The organism is Pseudomonas sp. PAMC 26793, assembly GCF_000313235.1.
GTDB classification, from domain to species: domain Bacteria; phylum Pseudomonadota; class Gammaproteobacteria; order Pseudomonadales; family Pseudomonadaceae; genus Aquipseudomonas; species Aquipseudomonas yamanorum.
In genome coordinates, this window is the sequence record NZ_AMXG01000055.1 from 1 (window position 1) to 18,491 (window position 18,491).

The window sequence follows — 18,491 nt, forward strand, 5'->3', positions numbered from 1 at the left end:
GTCATCGTTAACGACCTTCGCGAGCAAGCCCGCTCCCACATTTGGACCGTGACCGCTTTAGATTTTGATTTGGCTCTTCAACACTCAAGCCGGCCGGTAGGCCGCTGTGCTCTTGCTGTTGATCTTGATCTTGATCTTAGGCGCCCCGTTAAACCACGCTGGCCGAACGCAGGCTTTGGAGCGTGGGTAACCCGGCAGGACGCCGGGTTAGCCGTCCTGGGCCAAGGATGGCCCATGACGGCGGCCCACGGTTCAAGGCCGGAGTGGGCACACCGAGCCTAGGCGAGGTGCCGAGTGGTGGGGCAAGAGCGTTTTGCTTACTTTTGCGCTTTTCAAAAGTGAGCCGCTGTAAGAGCGGAACCATAAGAGGCCGTTACCGCAGCAACGGATATGCCCCCCCCCAGCTCAATCAAACTTGTAGCTGATAGCCCCCTGCACCTGCCCCTGATTCACATCCCCGGTCTCCTTGACGATACTGCTATTGGCCGCCGACCCCACCAAGTGAATCCAGCTGGCACTGGTCAACAGCGACCACTTCGCATCCAGGGGAAACTCAAAACTCTGGGTCAACGTCAGGTTCTGAAACCCGGCACTGGCGTTATACGGCCGAAACCCCGAAGCCGCAGCCTCATTGGCATCCACCCCAAAAAACGTCTGTGCCTGCCGAGCATCGGCGAAATGCGCCATCAAGCCCGTGCTGCCAATAATCCCGCCACCCAACGGATACCCCAACTCGCCGCCGAGCTTACCCACCACGCCACTTTGATCATGCCCACCGCCCACGGCCTGACCCACCTGTGCATACACCCGCCAGAACTCGGCCGGAGCGTACTGAATGAACCCCCCGACCTCCGCCATATCCGGGACGTCCCGCAAACCCCGCAACGAACCGTTCGCCGTCCGCCCCGGCAAGTAGTTGATATAAGGCCCGGCAGTAAAGCCATGGGTATTGAGGGCGCTCCAGGTCAGCCCATCGTCGCTACCCAGGCTGACACTTCCCCAATCCAGGTCGAAATAAGGAATCGGCTGCGTCTCGTAGCGGCTGCCCGTCGGATCATGGGGTTGATAGCTGACGCCCACGCCCGCTTCACCGGTAATCCCGTCCGCCAGCGCGGCGCTCGAAACACCCCACAGTCCAAATAAACCGGCAAATACAGCAAAAGTAACCCTGAACATGAAGCCATATCCTTTTGTGAACATGCGCGCATGAACGCGCAAACGCCCTGCCTTAGGCAAGCACTCATCTAGGTTGTAGCAAGCTACAAAAATTGTAGCCGGTTTCGACACAACGACACGTCGATACCCGCCAAACCCTTTGAAAACGGGGGATGGTGGCACTTGGCACACTCCATGCTCTATCCCCTGCAAGCGCAACAGCGCGTTCCTACTTAATAGGTAAATGCAGATGATCCAATGGCATATCGTGTGTGACTTCGACGGGACCATCACTCCCACCGACGTCATCGACAACGTCCTCCAACGCTTCGCCGGCCCAGAGTGGGAAACCATCGAGCAGGAATGGCTGGATGGGCACATCGGTTCGCGCGAATGCCTGAGCCGTCAATTGGCGCTGATCAAGGCGACCCCGGCCGAGTTGCTGGCGTATTTCGACAGTGTCGAGATCGACCCGGACTTCCCGGATTTCGTCGACCACGTCATGGGCCTGGGCGCCTCCATTGAAGTGGTCAGCGATGGCATTGAGCAAGGCATCGCGCGGATTCTGTCGCGCAACTACGTGACCTTGTTGCCGATCCTCGCCAACCGCCTGCGCCAGGTCGACCAGAACAGCTGGCGCATCGACTTCCCGTATTCCAGCGACGCCTGCCGCGCCGCTTCCGGCAACTGCAAGTGCAAGTCCACGCCGCGCAACAAGCGCGTGCTGGTGATCGGCGACGGCAAGTCCGACATGTGTGTGGCCTCCACCGCTGACTTCGTCTTCGCCAAGGCCAGCCTGGCCGACTACTGCGAAACCAACAACATCCCTTACGCGCGGTTCGACACCTTCGCCGAACTGCCGGCATTGCTGGCCAAGCTGCCTCAGGGCATCGCCGCCAACGCCAACGCTTTCAGCACCTCTTCCGACAATCAGGAACTCTTCCACCATGTCTGATATCCGCATCGCTACCGCAGAAGACCAGGTTCTTCTGGATAAAGAAGCCAAGTACTGCTCCTACGGCGATACCGTTCACTACATCGACCCGCCACGTATTTTCAGCCGTTGCGAAGGCTCCTACGTGTGGGACACCGAAGACCAGGCTTACCTCGACCTGCAAATGTGGTACTCGGCCGTTAACTTCGGTTACGCCAACCCGCGCCTGAACAACGCGCTGAAACAGCAGATCGACACCCTGCCGCAAATCGCCAGCCAGTACCTGCACAAAGGCAAGATCGAGCTGTCGGAAATGATCGCAGTCGACGCCAAGAAGAAATTCGGCCTCGACGGTCGCGTGCACTTCAACGTGGGCGGTTCGCAGTCCATCGAAGACTCCCTGAAGGTTGTGCGTAACGCCACCAACGGCAAGAGCCTGATGTTCGCCTTCGAAGGCGGCTACCACGGTCGTACCCTCGGCGCTTCGTCGATCACCTCGAGCTACCGCTACCGTCGTCGCTACGGCCACTTCGGCGAGCGCGCCAACTTCATCCCGTTCCCGTACCACTTCCGTGGCCCGAAAGGCATGACCAAGGAAGAGTACGGCAGCCACTGCGTGCAGCAGTTCGCCCGTCTGTTCGAAACTGAATACAACGGCGTGTGGGACCCGAAAGTCGGCCAGAGCGAATACGCGGCCTTCTACGTCGAGCCGATCCAGGGCACCGGCGGCTACGTGATCCCGCCGATGAACTTCTACAGCGAGCTCAAGCAGGTCCTCGACCAGCACGGCATCCTGATGGTCGTCGACGAAATCCAGATGGGCTTCTGGCGTACCGGCAAGCTGTGGTCGATCGAACACTTCGACGTCAAGCCGGACGTGATCGTCTTCGGCAAGGCACTGACCAACGGCCTGAACCCGCTGGGCGGCATCTGGGCCAAGGAAGAGTTGATCAACCCTAAGATCTTCCCGCCAGGCTCCACCCACTCCACCTTCGCGTCCAACCCGTTGGGCACCGCGGTAGGCCTGGAAATGTTCAAGATGACCAGCGAAGTCGACTACGGCGCGATGGTCATGGCCAAGGGCAAATACTTCCTGGCCGGCCTGCAAGAGCTGCAGAAGCGCTTCCCGATCATCGGCGACGTCGATGGCCTGGGCCTGGCCCTGCGCTGCGAAATCTGCGGCCCGGACGGCTTCACTCCGGACAAGGCGACCCTGGACTACATGGTCGAGGAAGGCATGAAGGGCGACATGGTGGTTGACGGTCAGAAACTCGGCCTGATCCTCGACGTGGGCGGCTACTACAAAAACGTGATCACCCTGGCTCCATCGCTGGAAATCAGCTACCCGGAAATCGACCTGGGCCTGAAGCTGCTCGAGCAACTGCTTGTGCGAGCGACCAAACGGTGATTAGCCACGAGATCGACCTCGGTGAAGGTGATGCCGGCTTCGTTCTCGGTAGCGGTCCGGTCGGGATCCTGTTGATCCACGGCCTGACGGGCACCCCGACGGAACTCCGTCGGGTGGCCCAGGGTTTGGCCAAGGCCGGGAACTGCACGGTGTACGTGCCGACCCTGGCCGGGCACTGCGGGGACAACAGCGACCTGCAAGCCACTGGCTGGCAGGACTGGTACGAAGGCGTGCGCAAGACATTCGTCGGTGTGAAACAGCGCCACGAGCAGGTGTTTGTCGGCGGTCTGTCGATGGGCGCGGTGATGTCGATGTACGTGGCGTCGCAGTTCCCGGGCCAGGTCGACGGCTTGCTGATGTACTCCACCACCTTGAAGTACGACGGCTGGAGCATCAACAAACTGGCGTTCCTGACGCCGTTGCTGATGAAGATTCCGTTTGGCGTACACATTTGCAGCTTTGAGGAAAAACCTCCCTACGGCATCAAGAACGAGCGCCTGCGGGCTATCGTCGAGCGGCAGATGAAGGAAGGGGAGAGCAGCCAGGCGGGTCTCTTGACCATGGAAGGCATCACCGTGCGCGAGTTGCACCGGATGAATGCCGTGGTGAAGAAGCTCATGCCGTCGATCAAGACCCCGGCGTTGGTCCTGCATTCCATCGAGGATGACATCACCAGCCGCTGGAACGCCGATTACGTGGAACGCCACCTCGGCGGCCCCGTGACCAAGATCCTGCTGGACAACTGCTACCACATGATCACCGTCGACCTGCAATACCGCCGGGTGATTGAGTTGAGTGCCGAGTTTATCGGGCAACACGCACATGCCATTGAGGCACCTGAAGATTATCGACAGTTGGCTTGAACCCTAAGGATCAGACGTGATTACCGCCCAAGCCTTTTCGACCATTCGGGCCATCGAACGCAGTGCCTGGAACGACTGTTTTCCCGATGCCCTGGAGGATTGGGACTATTACGTGGCCGTGGAAAATGCCGCTATCGATGATTTTCAGTGGCGCTATCTTGCGGTGTTTGACGATGCAACGTTGGTAGCGGTCGCGCCGGCGTTCATCACGCGTTATCGCCTCGACACGACAGTGTCGGGCGTAGGTAAGCGCTTTACCGAGCGCCTGGAGCGACTGTGGCCGGGTGTTTTGAAGTTGGGCCTGTATGCCATCGGTTCGCCGGTGGCAGAACAGTGCAATGCGGGTATCGCCAGCCACGTTCCCGAATCAGGGCGCGAGGCGTTGCTTGCGCAATTGCTCGCTGCCGCGCGCCAGGATGCCGATACATTGGGTGTTGGGCTGGTGGCGGTCAAGGACGCACCGACCAAGGATGAAGCCTGGTCAAACAGTTGCCTTGGCGCGGGCTTCCAGAGCATGCCCAGCCTGCCAACGGCTTTATTGCCGATCCCTTTTGGTTCAGTGGACGCCTACCTGGGTTCCCTGGACAAAGCCACCCGCAAGGACTTGCGCCGCAAACTGCGTGCGCCAAGCCCTCGCGTTGAGTGGCGACGTAATATCGACGACGTACTGCCGCGTATCATGGCGTTGTATGAGGCCACCCTGGAACGCTCCGACCTGCAGTTCGAGCGACTGCCGGCAGGCTATTTCACCGGTATCCTTGAACAGCTGCAAGAACGTGCGGTCTGTGTGCTTTATTGGGTGGACGAGCAACTGGTAGCGTTCAACCTGATCCTGCTCAACCAGGATCGCCTGATTGACAAGTTTTTCGGCGAAGACAGTGATTACAGCCGCGAATACAACCTGGCTGTGCGCAGTTGGCTAACCAATGTCGAGTACTGCATTCGCAACAATATTGCGTTATATGAATGCGGTCAGGCCGGCTATGCCAGCAAGCTGCTGCTGGGCTGCGAGTTCCAGGGCAACAGCATGTTTTTCCGCCACCGTAACTGGCTGGTCAACCGTGCGCTGTTTGTAGCAAAAGTGTTTCTCCGACCGGATCGATCCGACCCTGCCATGGCTGCTGCGATAAGCGAAACCTGATGATCAACAAGACCCGCCCAAAAGCCCGCCCCTTTGCCATTTCGCGTTGGAGCGTCCAGCGCAAGCTGGTGTTGGCGTTCTGGCTGGTCACCGTGATTCCGACGATGATCGCGGCGGAGCTTGCCGCGACGACGTTGTCGCAGATTTTCGACAGCAACGTGCGTATCTGGCTGCAGGAGTCGACCAAGATCGTCAAGGACGAGATCGGCGACATCCTCCACGACAACGCCCGGGTCGCCCAACTGTTCCTGCGCTACACCAAGCCGCCGTCGTCGCGCCAGGCCGCCAAGCACGACAAGCTGACCGCCGACATTGCCGCCGCCACCGACATCGACGTAGTCGCGTTGATCCGCAGCAGTGACCACAAGATCGTGTTCACCACCGCCGCCGACGACATCGTCAAGCAAATCAACCTGGCGAGTAATGCGGTGTTGCAGACAGTCCAGGTGGCGGGTGTGACCACCGGCGTGGTGGTGTCCACCTTTGAGACCAGCGAGGACGGTGTCGACTATCAGCTGCTGGTGGCCACGTACCTGGACAGCAGTTTTCTGACCAGCGTGGCCGATGTGCATTCCCTCGACCTGCGCCTGTACCTGGCCAACCCTAACGGCTTCTCGGAGATTTTCTCCACCCAGCGCTTCGTCGACCATCCCACCAAAATCCCGTCGAAAATCGAAGCCGCATTGCGCAGTACCAAACAGCCCAGCGAACAGTTCACCAGTAACTACAGCGGTTTGTACTGGCCGATCTTCAATGATGCCGGCGAGCTGCAAGGGGTGATCTTCAGTGGCTTGCTGCGGCATACCAGCCTGGTGGGCCTGGTGAACCAGAGCAATCTGTTCGTGTTGATCTTCCTGCTCAGCTCGGCGTTGTCCCTCGGTGCCGGCATGTTGGTGTCCCAGCGCCTGACTCGGCCGTTGCGGGATCTGTCCGAAGGCGTCAGTGCGGTGATCTCGGGCAACTATCAGCACCGTGTGGCAGTCAGCGGCGGCGACGAACTGGCGCAACTGAGCAGCACCTTCAACCACATGACCGAGCGCCTCGGTGAGTTGCATCACCTGGAAGCGCAGCTGCGCCGCCGTGACCGTTTGCATGCCCTGGGTGAAGTGGCCATGGGCCTGGCCCACGAAATTCGCAACCCGCTGGGCATTATCAAGACCGCCACCCAGTTGCTGCACCGCCGCGCCGATTTGCCGGAAACCGACAAGCGCCACCTCGAATACGTGATCAGTGAGGTCAGCCGGATCAACGACCTGATTACCGAATTCCTCGACTTCGCCAAACCCAGCGCGCCGTTGCGCACGGTGCAAGCGGCACGGCCGGTGGTGGAGGAAATCCTCGGCTTTTGCGGGCCAGAGTTGTCGACCCATAACATCGACGCCCATATCGATGACCAGGCCCCCGGCGCGACGATTTACGCCGATGCCAAGCAGCTCAAGCAGGCGTGCCTCAACCTGATTCTCAACGCCATCGATGCCATGCCCGAAGGCGGCCGCCTGACCTTGGGCATCCGCAGTGTGAGTGGCAACACGGTGATCAGCATCGCCGATACCGGCGAGGGCATTCCGTCGGACATGATCGAGCGGATCTTCACGCCATTCGTCACCACCAAGGCCTCGGGCACCGGCTTGGGTCTGGCCAAAGTCTTCTCGATCATGGAAAGTCATGACGGCAGCATCGAATGTGTCAGCGAGAAAGATGCCGGTGCCACCTTCAGCCTGTACATTCCGGCTCAGGGTGCAGACGACGGCGATGATGAGGATGGTGATGACGCATAACGTATTGGTAGTCGATGACGAACCCAAGCTCTGTGACTTGCTCTCGTCGGCCTTGAGCCAGAGCGGGATCCAGGTGTTTACCGCCGGCAACGGCCTGCACGCGCTCAAGGTGCTGGAGCAGGAAGACATCGACCTGGTGATCAGCGACTGGCGCATGCCCGGCATGGACGGGCCGGCGCTGCTGGCGGAAATCAAGGTGCGTTACCCCCACCTGCCGGTGATCGTGATGACCGCCTACAGCACCGTGAAAAACGCGGTGCAGTCGATGCGCAACGGCGCCTACGACTACATCGCCAAGCCGTTCGACATCGACGAGCTGGACATCACCGTGGCCAAGGCCCTGCAGTTTCGCGACATCATGCGCGACAACGCACGCATGCGTGCCGAGCTGGATGAGCAGGCGCAGTTCGACAGCCTGGTGGGCGACAGCCCGGCGTTTCGCCGCGTGCTGCATGCCGTGGACTCGGTGCGCGACAGCAACGCTACGGTGCTGCTGACCGGCGAAAGCGGCACCGGCAAAGAGATGGTCGCCCGTGCCATCCACAAACACGGCAATCGTGCCGACAAGCCGTTTGTGGCGGTCAATTGCGCGGCGATTCCCGAAGGCTTGCTGGAAAGCGAGATGTTCGGCCACCGTAAGGGTGCCTTCACCGGCGCCGTGGCGGACCGGGTCGGGCGCTTCCAGCAGGCGGACAAGGGCACACTGTTTCTGGATGAAGTGGGTGACATGCCGTTGGCGCTGCAGGCGAAAATCCTGCGGGCCTTGCAGGAGCGGGTGATCGAGCCGGTGGGCGACCCGCGGGAGCGCAAGGTGGACGTGCGGGTGATCGCCGCCACCAACAAAAATTTGCTGGATGCGGTGGCGAACAAAGAGTTTCGTGAAGACCTTTACTACCGCCTCAATGTGTTCCCGATTCCGCTGCCGGCCCTGCGTGAGCGAGTGGAAGACATCGCGCCGCTGGCTCGGCACTTTGCCCAGACCTTGAGTGCTACGGCGGGTAAACGCATCACCGGTTTCAGCCCTGAGGCATTGCAGGCCATGGCGGCGTATTCCTGGCCGGGCAATATTCGCGAGCTGCAGAACTGTGTGGAGCGGGCAACCATCGTTGCGGCGACGCCGGTGATCGAGGACATTGATTTGCCGGCGTATCTGTTTGCTTCGAAGCCAGCTGAAGACGGGGTGGGTGCGATCCTCAGCAACGGGTCGGGTGTGCCGCACGACCTGGATGCGGCGCTGGCGGAGGTGGAGAAGGCTTACATCATGGCGGCGTTGCAGGAGAGCAACGGGGTGCAGGCTGCGGCGGCGCAGAAGATCGGGATTTCCGAGCGCAGTTTTTGGTATCGGTTGAAGAAGCTGGGGATTCAGGTGGACAAGATTGTTCGCTGAGAGTGGTGACACAATCTTCAAGGCAACACCGATCAAATGTGGGAGCGGGCTTGCTCGCGAAAGCGGTGGTTCAGTCAGCACATATATTGACTGGCACGCCGTCTTCGCGAGCAAGCCCGCTCCCACATTTTCGACTGAGGTGTGTCAGGCGTGAATTCTGACCCACACACTCACTAACACCGTAGCCGCCATCAACCACGCCACCGCCGCCACCGCCAGCGAAGCTTCCAGGCGCATCCGGTCGACCATCACATACAACGTCGCCAGGTACACAAAGTACGGAATAATCGACCACATCCCGAACACGATGGTGGTCTTCAGATCCTCCACCGAGCGACCCTTGCCGACGATGTAATGCGCAATCAACGCGAACGTGGGAAACAGCGGCACCAACCCGGCGATGTAGTAGTTCTTGGTCTTGGCCAGCGCCGCCAGAATCAACACCACCCCCGCGCCCAATGCCGCCTTCAGCAATAAATCCACAATGCGCTCCTAGTGGCTCAGCCCGTATTTCTTGACCTTGTCGAACAGCGTGGTCTTGGCCATCCCCAGTTCCTGGCTGGCCTGGGTCAGATTGCCACCGCTGCGCTGCAACGCGTCATTGAGCAGGTTGCGCTCGAAGGCTTCCACTGCCTCGGTGAAGGCCAGACCGTGGTTGCCGCTGCTGGCGCCGCTCTTTTTAAAGGCCGGCAAACCCAGGGCAAACCGCTCGGCGACGTTGCGCAGTTCACGCACGTTGCCCGGCCAGTCATGGCTCATCAGGCTGGACAGGGTCTGGTTGTCGAGGTCCGGCGCGGTGCGGTCGAAACGCAACGACGACTGCTGCAGGAAGTGTTCGAACAATTGCAGGATGTCTTCCCGGCGTTCCCGCAAGGGCGGCAGTTCCAGGGTTACCACGTTGAGGCGGTAGTACAGGTCGCTGCGAAACTGGTTGGCGCGGCTCAGGTCGTCGAGGTCGGACTTGGTGGCGGCGATCACACGGCAATCCACGGCCACGCTCTGGTTCGAGCCCAGGCGTTCCAGGGTGCGTTCCTGCAATACCCGCAGCAGTTTGATCTGCAGGTTCATCGGCATGCTTTCCACTTCATCGAGGAACAGCGTGCCCTCGTGGGCGTGTTCGATCTTGCCGATGCGGCGCTTGCCCGCGCCGGTAAACGCGTTGGCTTCGTGGCCGAAGATTTCGCTTTCGAACAGGTTCTCCGGCAGGCCACCGCAGTTCAAGGCAACGAACTGGTGGGAATGACGCCGGCTGAAATCATGCAGGCAACGGGCGACCAGTTCCTTGCCGGTGCCGGTCTCGCCTTCGATCAGCACGTTGGCCGAAGTGTCGGCGACGTTGGCGATCAACTCCCGCAGGTTTTGCATGGCCGGGGAGCGGCCGATGATTCGGCCTTCGAGGGAGTCGCGCTCGGCCAGTTGCCGACGCAGCGACCAGACTTCCCGGGCCAGCCCGCGTTGCTCCAGGGCGCGACGGGCAACGTCCACCAGACGCTCGGGTGAGAAGGGTTTTTCCATGAAGTCATAGGCGCCGTTGCGCATCGCGCCCACGGCCATGGAAATATCGCCATGGCCGGTGATCAGTACCACCGGCAGGCTTTTATCCAAGGCTTTGAGGCGAGTCAGCAGCTCCAGGCCGTCAATGCCCGGCAGGCGAATATCGCTGATGACGATGCCGGCGAAGTTTTCGCCGACACGGGTCAGGGCTTCTTCGGCACTGGCCACGCCCACGCTGGGAATGTCTTCCAGGGCCAGGGCTTGCTGGCAGCCGAGCAGTACATGGGGGTCGTCTTCGACGATCAGGACTGTCAGGTCGGTATTTTTTTCTGCGTTCATTTCGACTCGACTTGTTGAGGGCTCGCCAGCGGCAAACTCAGGACAAAGGCAGTACCACCGCTGGCCGGGTGCTCGACGGCAAGGTTGCCGCCGGTGGCGGCCGCGAGACTGGCCGACAGCGTCAGGCCCAGGCCCAGGCCTTGTTCGCCGGGTTTGGTGGTAAAGAACGGTTCGAACAAATGCTTGCGGGCTTCGGGATCAATACCGTGGCCGTTATCGCGCACCTGCAGGCGGTATTTGCCGTCGACGATGTCGCCTTCCAGCCACAGCTCGGGGGCCGGTTGCGCCTGCATGGCGTCCAGGGCGTTGCCGATCAGGTTGACCAGGATCTGCTCCAGGCGCGTCTGGTCGATCTGCAATTGCGCGCTGGTGAAGTGGCGGTGCACCGTCAGTGGCAAGGTTTCCAGGCGACTGCCGAGGATCTGGAACGTAGCGTCCACCGCCTTGCCCAGGTTGGCTTCGCCCTGATCATCACCGCGCCGGGCAAAGGAGCGCAGGCTGGCGGTGATGCGGCCCATGCGGTCGATCAGTTCGTTGATGGTCTTGAGGTTGGCACTGGCGGTGTCCAGCGCCCCACGCTCAAGGAAACGCACGGTGTTACCCGACAGGGTGCGCAAGGCGGCCAGTGGCTGGTTCAATTCGTGGGCGATGCTGGTGGACATCTGGCCGATGGCCGCGAGTTTGCCGGCCTGCACCAGTTCGTCCTGGGCGCGGCGCAGGGTTTCCTCGGCCTGGCGCCGCTCGCGAATCTGGCTCTTGAGCCGCTCGTTGCTGGCCCGCAGGTCGGTGGTGCGTTCGGCAATCCGTCGCTCCAGCTGGTTATTGGCTTCCTGCAGGGCTTCCCGGGCGGCGAGGCGGGTGGCGATCACCTTGCGGCGCTCGTTCCAGGCAATCAGCAGGAATGCCACCAGTGCAAAGGCCACTGCCACCAGGATTCCCTGGTTGATGGCGGCCCGGCGCAGATCGTTCAGCGGGGTGAGCAGGGTGAAATTCCAGGGGGTGTCGTTCAGTGGACGGGTCTGCGCCAGGTAGCTGACCTCATGCTCGTCTGCCACCACTTCGCTGTTGGCCGGGAAGGTCAATTTCTCGGTGCCTTCATCGAGACGCTCGCGGGCCAGTGGTTCCAGCTCGTTGAGCGTCGCCCAGTAATATTGCAGGCTGTGGGCGAGGCGGTCCTTGGTGTCATCGCTCAGTGGTCGCACGGACTTGAGGCGACGGGCCGGGTCGCTGGAGAGAATGATGATGCCGTTCTCGTCACTGACGAAGGCCTCCAGGCGCGCCCGCTGCCAGCGCTCTTCGAGCGCCTCCAGGCGTACCTTGACCACGGCAACGCCGATGATCTTGCCGTGTTCTTCCAGGCCATGGGCCAGGTAATAGCCGGGTTCGCCGTTGGTGCTGCCGATACCGTAGAACCGGCCGGGTTGGCCGCGCACGGCATTCTGGAAATAGGCACGGAATGACAGGTCTTCACCTTGGTAACTGTCGGCGTCGCGCCAGTTACTGGTTGCCAGCACGCGGCCGGTGGTGTCCATCACGTAAATCGCCCGGCTGCGACTGCGCCGGTTCAGGCCTTCGAGGTAGTCGTTGACGGTTTTGCGGGTTTCTTGATTCGGGTCGGCCAACAGCTTGGAGACGCTGGATTCCAGCTCCAGGAGACTGGGCAGGTAGGTGTATTTGCTGAGCTCGCTCTCGACGGTGCGAGCGTGCAATTCCAGCTGGCGTTCGCCGGTATCGCTGAGGGTGCGGATCCCATAGAACTCACTGATCCAGAAGCCGACGTAACCCAGTCCGATCATCAGGGCGATAATCAGTGGCGGCAGGAACAACTGGCGAATCAGACGAGGCTTCACGGCAAGTGATGGCGGCGCGGCGCGAAAGAGGTTGGGGTCGCATTTCATCACAGATGCCTTGGGTCAGCTATCGCTCACTTGCCAACTGTAGGAGCGAGCTTGCTCGCGAAAAACGCAAGGGCACCGCGCTCATCCAGGATGATCGCGTTATCGTTGACGTCTTTCGCGAGCAAGCTCGCTCCTACAGAAGAGCAGTGAGCTGCGGCTTTTTAGTGCTGCAGGATTTTCTCAAGGAAGTGCTGCGCACGCTCGGAGCGGGCGCTGATGTCGCCGAAGAATTCCTCTTTCGGGCAGTCTTCGATGATCTTGCCGGCGTCCATGAAGATCACCCGGTCGGCTACCTTGCGGGCGAAACCCATTTCGTGGGTCACGCACATCATGGTCATGCCTTCCTGGGCCAGTTGCACCATCACGTCGAGTACTTCGTTGACCATTTCCGGGTCGAGGGCCGAGGTCGGTTCGTCGAACAGCATGACGATCGGGTCCATCGCCAGCGCACGGGCAATCGCCACACGCTGCTGCTGGCCGCCGGAAAGCTGGCCCGGGTGCTTGTGGGCGTGAGCCGACAGGCCGACGCGCTCCAGCAGTTGCAGGCCCTTCTGGGTGGCTTCTTCCTTGCTGCGGCCCAGCACCTTGATCTGCGCGATGGTCAGGTTTTCGGTGATGGTCAGGTGCGGAAACAGCTCGAAGTGCTGGAACACCATGCCGACGCGCGAGCGCAGTTTCGGCAGGTTGGTCTTCGGGTCGGCGATGGAGGTGCCGTCGACGACCACGTCGCCTTTCTGGAACGGCTCCAGGGCGTTGACGCACTTGATCAGGGTGGATTTGCCCGAGCCGGACGGCCCGCACACCACGATCACTTCGCCTTTTTTAACCTCGGTGCTGCAATCGGTCAGCACCTGGAAGTCGCCATACCACTTGTTGATGTTCTTGATAGAGATCATACGGCAAACCTTTTTTGCAGACGCTTGACCAGCAGCGAGGCGGAAAAGCTGATGATGAAGTAGACGACACCGGCGAAGATCAGGAACTCATTGGAGCGGCCGATGATGTCGCCGTTGGAGCGGGCGGAATTGAGGAAATCCACCAGGCCCACGGTGTAGACCAGCGAGGTGTCCTGGAACAGGATGATCGACTGTTGCAGCAGCAACGGGGTCATCTTGCGGAACGCCTGGGGCAGGATGATCAGGCGCATGGTCTGGCCGTAGGTCATGCCCATGGCCTGCGCGGCGGCCATCTGGCCCTTGGGGATCGACTGCACGCCGGCCCGCACGATTTCGCAGAAGTACGCCGCCTCGAACATCATGAAGGCCACGACGCAGGAGGTGAACGCACCGATGGGCGTGTCTTCGCCGGTGATCCAGCGCAGCACGAACGGTACCGCCAGGTAGAACCAGGTGATCACCAACAGCAGCGGGATCGAGCGGAAGTAGTTCACATAGGCGCCGGCCAGGCGCGACAGCAGCTTGTTGGAAGACAAGCGCATCAGCGCGAGGATGGTGCCGATGATGATGCCGCCGACCACGCCCATGACCATCAACTGCAAGGTCATGACCATACCGTTCCACAGGCCCGGGATGGCGGGGATGATGCCACTGAAATCGAAGTCCATTATTTACCCCCCACGGAGATCAGGCCGGGCACGGCGACTTTCTTCTCGACCACGCGCATCAGCAGCATCAGGCTCATGTTCAGGGTGAAGTAGATCAGCGTGGCCAGGGTGAAGGCCTCAAACAGGTTGGCCGAGAACTCGGCGGTCTGTTTGGTTTGCGCCAGCAACTCCATCAGGCCGATCAAGGACGCCACGGAGGAGTTCTTGAAGACGTTGAGGAATTCCGAGGTAAGCGGCGGAATGATGATCCGGTAGGCCTGGGGCAGCAGCACGTTCCAGTAGATCTGCGGCAGCTTGAAGCCCATGGCGCGCGCGGCGGATTCCTGGCCACGTGGCAACGCCTGGATGCCGGTGCGCACTTGCTCGCATACACGGGCGGCGGTGAACAGGCCCAGGCACACGACAACGCTCAGGTAGGCCGAGGTGGTCGGGTTGAGGTCTTGTTTGTACCAGTCTTGCAGGTTCTGCGGCAGCATGTCGGGTATCAGGAAATACCAGATGAACAGCTGAACCAGCAGCGGCACGTTACGAAACAGTTCCACGTAGCAGGTCGCGATGCCCGATACGATGCGGTTTGGCACGGTGCGCATGACGCCGAGTACGGAGCCCAGCAGCAAGGCGATAATCCATGCCACGACGGCGATGGCGATGGTCCAGCCCAATCCGGAGATGTACCAGTCGAGATAAGTCTCGCTGCCAACGCCGGTGGACTTGAAGAATACGCCCCAGTCCCAGTTGTAATTCATTAGGGTCTCCCCTCGAGATCGATCGATGTACAAGCACCCGCTTGGGGAAGATCCTTTCCCGCCCGACGGTGAACGCCAGGCACACGCGATCGGCTCGAAAACCGCCAGGTCGAGTGTTCCAAAATTAAAGCCAGCAGGTAGTAACAGACGCCTGAGGGAGGTTTGGCCCCCTCAGGACATAAGCTTAGTCAGGTATCAGGTTTTTACGTCAGGCGCTGGCTTGTCGCTTGGGTTGGCGATCAGATCCTTCACCTTGTCGCTCATCGGGAAGTTGAGGTTCAGGCCTTTTGGTGGAATCGGGCTCTCGAACCACTTGCTGTAGATCTTGTTGATCTCGCCGGATTTGTACAGGCCGACGATGGCGTCATCCACGGCCTTCTTGAAGGCTGGGTCGTCTTTGCGAACCATGCACGCGTAGGCTTCGAAGGACTGTGGAGTACCGGTGATGACCCAGTCGTCCGGCTTCTTGGCCTTGGCTTCTTCACCGGCCAGCAGGGCGTCATCCATCATGAAGGCGACGGCGCGGCCGCTTTCCAGCATCTGGAAGGATTCGCCGTGGTCCTTGGCGGAGATGACGTTCATGCCCATCTGCTTGTCGGCGTTCATCGCCTTGATGATGCGCTCGGACGTGGTGCCGGCGGTGGTCACGACGTTCTTGCCTTTCAGGTCGGCGAAATCGCTGTAGGACGGCTTGCCATCCTTGTCTTTCTTGACCAGCAGACGGGTACCGATTTCGAAGATATTGACGGTGAAGTCGACCTGCTGGGCGCGTTCGGCGTTGTTGGTGGTGGAGCCGCACTCGATATCCGCGGTGCCGTTCTGGATCAGCGGGATACGGGTTTGCGAGGTGACCAGGTTGTACTTGGTCTTCAGGTCGGGTTTGTTCAGGTCTTTTTTCAGGGCTTCAACGATAGCCAGCTGAATGTCGTGGGAGTAGCCCACGGGTTTGCCCGAACCATCCGCGATATAGGAAAACGGAATGGAGCTGTCGCGGTGAGCGAGAGTGATCGTGCCGGAGTCGTTGATTTTCTTCAGTGTGCCGGTGAGTTCGGCGGCGAAAACTGGAGTGCTGATCAGAGCAGCAGCGATAGCTGCGCCCAAGATATGGGGAACGATGCGCATCAATACTTCCTCGACATTTGTTTTTTTTATGAGACCGGTTGGTACGGCCACGTTTTTATATAAACAGTGCTGCGAATGCCCATGACGGCTCCTGAGGCGCCTCAGGCAATCGCCTACGAGTGTAGAGCATGAGTCGTGCCAGACCAGTAATAAAAGGTTAACTATATGATTTATATCGAGATTAACTTTGTGTGACGAGGTTTTTGCGCTGCTCTGGTCCGGCAAACCGAATCGGTCGGGGTACGGTGTTCGGAAAACCGAATGGCAGGTTGAGCCTGTATCGCCCATGAAAAAGCCCCGGGCGCGTGGCTCCCGGGGCTTTTTGGTGTGGCTCGGTCAGAACGTATAGTCCGCCGAGACAACCGCTGCGCGGCCATCGCCGGGCACCGCCCAACCGTTGTTACGGATGCGGGTCAGGTACTCCTTGTCGAACAGGTTGTTGATGTTCAACTGCAGGTTCAGCTGTTTGTTGACCTTGTAGCCGAGCATCGCACGTTGCACCGCATAGCCGGGCGAAGTCGGTGCCCCGGCGGCGCTGACCAGGTACTGCTTGGTTTGCGCCGTGATGCCGTAGCCCACCTGGAAGTCGTAAGGCAGGTCGTACACTGTCCAGAGGCTGGCCGCATGTTTGGGGGTGAAGGTCAGCGGCTCACCTTTCTGCACGTCGAGGCCGGTGGTCGCCAGGGTGTAATCGCTGGCGCTGCGCAGCACACGGGTGTTCAGGTAGGTGTAGTTGGCGAAGACCTTCCAGCGGTCAGTCAACTGGCCGCTCAGGCCCAGGGCCACACCGTCGGCGCGTGCCTTGCCGTCGAGGGTTTGCGTGCCACTGAGGTTGCTCGGGTCGTTGTCGGCGACTTTGTAGTTTGTACGGTCATTGCGGAAGATCGCGCCCGTCAGCGACAGGGCATTGTCGAGCAGGTCCCATTTGGTGCCAATCTCATAGCTGACGGCGGTTTCCGGGTCGACGTCGCAGTTGTTGGTGGCGATGCTTGAGCTTTTGGCCGGGGTATAGCAACCACCGTTGACGCTGGCTTGGGACGGGGTCTTGCTGTTGCCGTAGGCAATATAGAAGCTGCCGTTTTCCACTGGTTTGTAGACCAGCGCCAGGCGGTAGGACGTCAGGTCATCGGCCTGGCCGTAGCGAGTGCCGGGCGTTTCAACGCCAGTGCTGGAATAGGCATTGGTCACCGAGCTGCCGGCGTTGTGCTCGTAACGCAGGCCGCCGTTGATTTCCCACTGCGGGTTGAGCTTGAGCGTGTCGAAGGCATAGGCGGCGCGGTTGTTCAGCGCGCCGTCAATGTGGGCGGCCCGGGTGAAGTTGACCGGGCCGGTCCATTCGGAGTTCGGATCGCTGTAGCTGACCGGTGGCGGGACGATTGTGCTGCCGTTGCTGTTGGTCAGCCATTTCCCGGTATCTGCCTCGTATTCTTCGCGGCTGATAGCGATACCGGTCACCAGCGTGTGGTCGATGAATCCGGTGCTGAAGTGGCTGGTGACGTCGGTCTGGTTGGTGAACATTTTGTTTTGGGTGTTGCGCTCGTTGCCCAATGAGCCACCGCTTGGCTGGAAGTAGCCCGGTTGCAGGCCCGCGGTGCAAGGGGCGCCTGTGATCTGGGTACCGCTGGCGAGGCAGCCGGTCAGTGCACCCTCGGGGCCCGAGGCACGCAGGTCCTGGCGAACCCGCTCCACGCGGGTGAAGTTGCGCACGGACACTGCATCGTTGAAGTCGTGTTCGAGCTTCAGGCTGAACGAGTCCGAGGTGATTTGTTGGTCATTGATGTTGTGGTAGCCGTAGTAGTCGCTCCAACCCACCCCCGGCATGGGCTTGCCGTTGTAGATGGGGATGCCGTATTGCGGCGTGTTGTTGTCTTTCTGGTGCTCGAAACTGACGGTGACGCGAGTTGGCGTGCCCATGCCAAAGGCGATAGACGGCGCGATGCCCCAGCGTTCGTAATCTTCATAGTCGCGCCCCGGTACATCGTTACCGTGGGCCATCAGGTTCAGGCGGAACGCCGTGGTGTCGTTGAGCGTCTGGTTGGAGTCCAGGGTGGTGCGTTTGTAGTGATCGGTGCCAATGCCTGCGCTGATGGTGGTCTTGTCGCGCAATTCTGGCTGCTTGCTCACCAGGTTGATGGTGCCACCGACTGCACCGGAACCGGAGTACACCGAGCTCGCCCCGCTGACGACTTCGACCTGTTCCAGGTTGAACGGGTCGGTGCGGCTGTATTGCGCGCTGTCACGCACGCCGTCCACGTAGATGTCGCCGCTGGCGGAAAAGCCGCGCAGGTTGATGCTATCGCCATACCCGCTGCCACCTTCGCCGGCCCCGAACGTGATGCCTGGCACGGTGCTGAGCACGTCGCGCAGGGTCAGCAGGTTCTGGTCATGAATGACTTCCTTGGGCACCACCGTGATGGTCTGCGGCGTGTCGCGCAGGGCCTCGGTGTACTTTGGGGATGAAGGAGCCACAGGGTTGTAGACGCTCTGGCTTGGGGCCTGACCTTCGATGCTGGTCGCGCCTAGCTGAATGACGCCTGTGTTGTCATCTGGTGCGGTATCCGCCGCATAACTGAATCCTCCTTGCGCAGCCACTGCCAAACCCACTGCCGACGCGAGCAAATGCCGCGATGAAAGGGGGGCAGAACTGATCCCGGTAGTCATT

General features: G+C 60.4%; 15 protein-coding genes. 6 read left to right on the forward strand and 9 right to left on the reverse strand.

Annotated elements, in window-relative coordinates; genetic code table 11:
• Positions 1–405: 405 nt before the first annotated feature.
• Complete coding sequence (locus tag D109_RS0129570; protein WP_017480101.1) at positions 406–1,176, reverse strand: MipA/OmpV family protein; 771 nt, start codon at positions 1,174–1,176, stop codon at positions 406–408.
• 229 nt (positions 1,177–1,405) lie between these two features.
• On the opposite strand from D109_RS0129570, the gene D109_RS0129575 reads away from it, so the two are divergent.
• From D109_RS0129575 to D109_RS0129600, 6 genes are read left to right on the forward strand one after another with little or no spacing between them, the layout of a single operon-like run.
• Positions 1,406–2,110: an MtnX-like HAD-IB family phosphatase gene (locus tag D109_RS0129575; RefSeq protein ID WP_026078301.1), complete on the forward strand. Its 705-nt coding sequence runs from the start codon at positions 1,406–1,408 to the stop codon at positions 2,108–2,110.
• Positions 2,103–3,497, forward strand: a complete 1,395-nt coding sequence (locus D109_RS0129580) for an aspartate aminotransferase family protein (RefSeq protein WP_003216473.1) — start codon at positions 2,103–2,105, stop codon at positions 3,495–3,497. Before D109_RS0129575 ends, D109_RS0129580 begins: the two co-directional genes overlap by 8 nt.
• Positions 3,494–4,360 (forward strand): carboxylesterase, encoded by an 867-nt coding sequence (locus D109_RS0129585; protein ID WP_017480103.1) that lies wholly within the window; start codon positions 3,494–3,496, stop codon positions 4,358–4,360. The genes D109_RS0129580 and D109_RS0129585 overlap by 4 nt, the downstream gene beginning before the upstream one ends.
• 16 nt (positions 4,361–4,376) lie before the next feature.
• Positions 4,377–5,501 (forward strand): GNAT family N-acetyltransferase, encoded by a 1,125-nt coding sequence (locus D109_RS0129590; protein WP_017480104.1) that lies wholly within the window; start codon positions 4,377–4,379, stop codon positions 5,499–5,501.
• Complete coding sequence (locus D109_RS0129595; protein WP_017480105.1) at positions 5,501–7,279, forward strand: HAMP domain-containing sensor histidine kinase; 1,779 nt, start codon at positions 5,501–5,503, stop codon at positions 7,277–7,279. The genes D109_RS0129590 and D109_RS0129595 overlap by 1 nt, the downstream gene beginning before the upstream one ends.
• Positions 7,269–8,666 (forward strand): sigma-54 dependent transcriptional regulator, encoded by a 1,398-nt coding sequence (locus D109_RS0129600; RefSeq protein ID WP_017480106.1) that lies wholly within the window; start codon positions 7,269–7,271, stop codon positions 8,664–8,666. The genes D109_RS0129595 and D109_RS0129600 overlap by 11 nt, the downstream gene beginning before the upstream one ends.
• Positions 8,667–8,810: 144 nt before the next feature.
• On the opposite strand, the gene D109_RS0129605 is transcribed toward D109_RS0129600, so the two are convergent.
• The 8 genes from D109_RS0129605 to D109_RS0129645 form a co-directional block, all read right to left on the reverse strand.
• A complete protein-coding gene (locus D109_RS0129605) occupies positions 8,811–9,140 on the reverse strand; it encodes a GlpM family protein (RefSeq protein WP_177325549.1) in 330 nt (109 codons plus the stop codon).
• An 18-nt stretch (positions 9,141–9,158) separates the two neighbouring features.
• A complete protein-coding gene (locus tag D109_RS0129610; protein ID WP_017480108.1) occupies positions 9,159–10,499 on the reverse strand; it encodes a sigma-54 dependent transcriptional regulator in 1,341 nt (446 codons plus the stop codon).
• Positions 10,496–12,397, reverse strand: a complete 1,902-nt coding sequence (locus D109_RS0129615; RefSeq protein WP_017480109.1) for a sensor histidine kinase — start codon at positions 12,395–12,397, stop codon at positions 10,496–10,498. Before D109_RS0129615 ends, D109_RS0129610 begins: the two co-directional genes overlap by 4 nt.
• A gap of 161 nt (positions 12,398–12,558) precedes the next feature.
• Positions 12,559–13,293: an amino acid ABC transporter ATP-binding protein gene (locus D109_RS0129625; protein ID WP_003231449.1), complete on the reverse strand. Its 735-nt coding sequence runs from the start codon at positions 13,291–13,293 to the stop codon at positions 12,559–12,561.
• A complete protein-coding gene (locus D109_RS0129630) occupies positions 13,290–13,961 on the reverse strand; it encodes an amino acid ABC transporter permease (RefSeq protein WP_017480111.1) in 672 nt (223 codons plus the stop codon). Before D109_RS0129630 ends, D109_RS0129625 begins: the two co-directional genes overlap by 4 nt.
• Positions 13,961–14,707, reverse strand: coding sequence for an amino acid ABC transporter permease (locus tag D109_RS0129635; protein WP_017480112.1), 747 nt, complete (start codon positions 14,705–14,707; stop codon positions 13,961–13,963). Before D109_RS0129635 ends, D109_RS0129630 begins: the two co-directional genes overlap by 1 nt.
• 195 nt (positions 14,708–14,902) lie before the next feature.
• On the reverse strand, positions 14,903–15,829 hold the full coding sequence (locus D109_RS0129640) for a glutamate/aspartate ABC transporter substrate-binding protein (protein WP_017480113.1): 927 nt from the start codon (positions 15,827–15,829) through the stop codon (positions 14,903–14,905).
• A gap of 336 nt (positions 15,830–16,165) precedes the next feature.
• The gene (locus D109_RS0129645; RefSeq protein WP_017480114.1) at positions 16,166–18,490 is read right to left on the reverse strand and encodes a TonB-dependent siderophore receptor; all 2,325 of its coding nucleotides are present in this window, start codon (positions 18,488–18,490) and stop codon (positions 16,166–16,168) included.
• Position 18,491 lies beyond the last annotated feature (1 nt).

What these genes read in the sequence shown, in the direction of transcription:
- D109_RS0129640 (WP_017480113.1), bottom strand. Translation starts at nt 15,829, where the DNA reads ATGCGCATCGTTCCCCATATCTTGGGCGCAGCTATCGCTGCTGCTCTG.
- D109_RS0129645 (WP_017480114.1), bottom strand. Translation starts at nt 18,490, where the DNA reads ATGACTACCGGGATCAGTTCTGCCCCCCTTTCATCGCGGCATTTGCTC.
- D109_RS0129570 (WP_017480101.1), bottom strand. Translation starts at nt 1,176, where the DNA reads ATGTTCAGGGTTACTTTTGCTGTATTTGCCGGTTTATTTGGACTGTGG.
- D109_RS0129600 (WP_017480106.1), top strand. Translation starts at nt 7,269, where the DNA reads ATGACGCATAACGTATTGGTAGTCGATGACGAACCCAAGCTCTGTGAC.
- D109_RS0129610 (WP_017480108.1), bottom strand. Translation starts at nt 10,499, where the DNA reads ATGAACGCAGAAAAAAATACCGACCTGACAGTCCTGATCGTCGAAGAC.
- D109_RS0129615 (WP_017480109.1), bottom strand. Translation starts at nt 12,397, where the DNA reads ATGAAATGCGACCCCAACCTCTTTCGCGCCGCGCCGCCATCACTTGCC.
- D109_RS0129630 (WP_017480111.1), bottom strand. Translation starts at nt 13,961, where the DNA reads ATGGACTTCGATTTCAGTGGCATCATCCCCGCCATCCCGGGCCTGTGG.
- D109_RS0129575 (WP_026078301.1), top strand. Translation starts at nt 1,406, where the DNA reads ATGATCCAATGGCATATCGTGTGTGACTTCGACGGGACCATCACTCCC.
- D109_RS0129595 (WP_017480105.1), top strand. Translation starts at nt 5,501, where the DNA reads ATGATCAACAAGACCCGCCCAAAAGCCCGCCCCTTTGCCATTTCGCGT.
- D109_RS0129635 (WP_017480112.1), bottom strand. Translation starts at nt 14,707, where the DNA reads ATGAATTACAACTGGGACTGGGGCGTATTCTTCAAGTCCACCGGCGTT.
- D109_RS0129580 (WP_003216473.1), top strand. Translation starts at nt 2,103, where the DNA reads ATGTCTGATATCCGCATCGCTACCGCAGAAGACCAGGTTCTTCTGGAT.
- D109_RS0129625 (WP_003231449.1), bottom strand. Translation starts at nt 13,293, where the DNA reads ATGATCTCTATCAAGAACATCAACAAGTGGTATGGCGACTTCCAGGTG.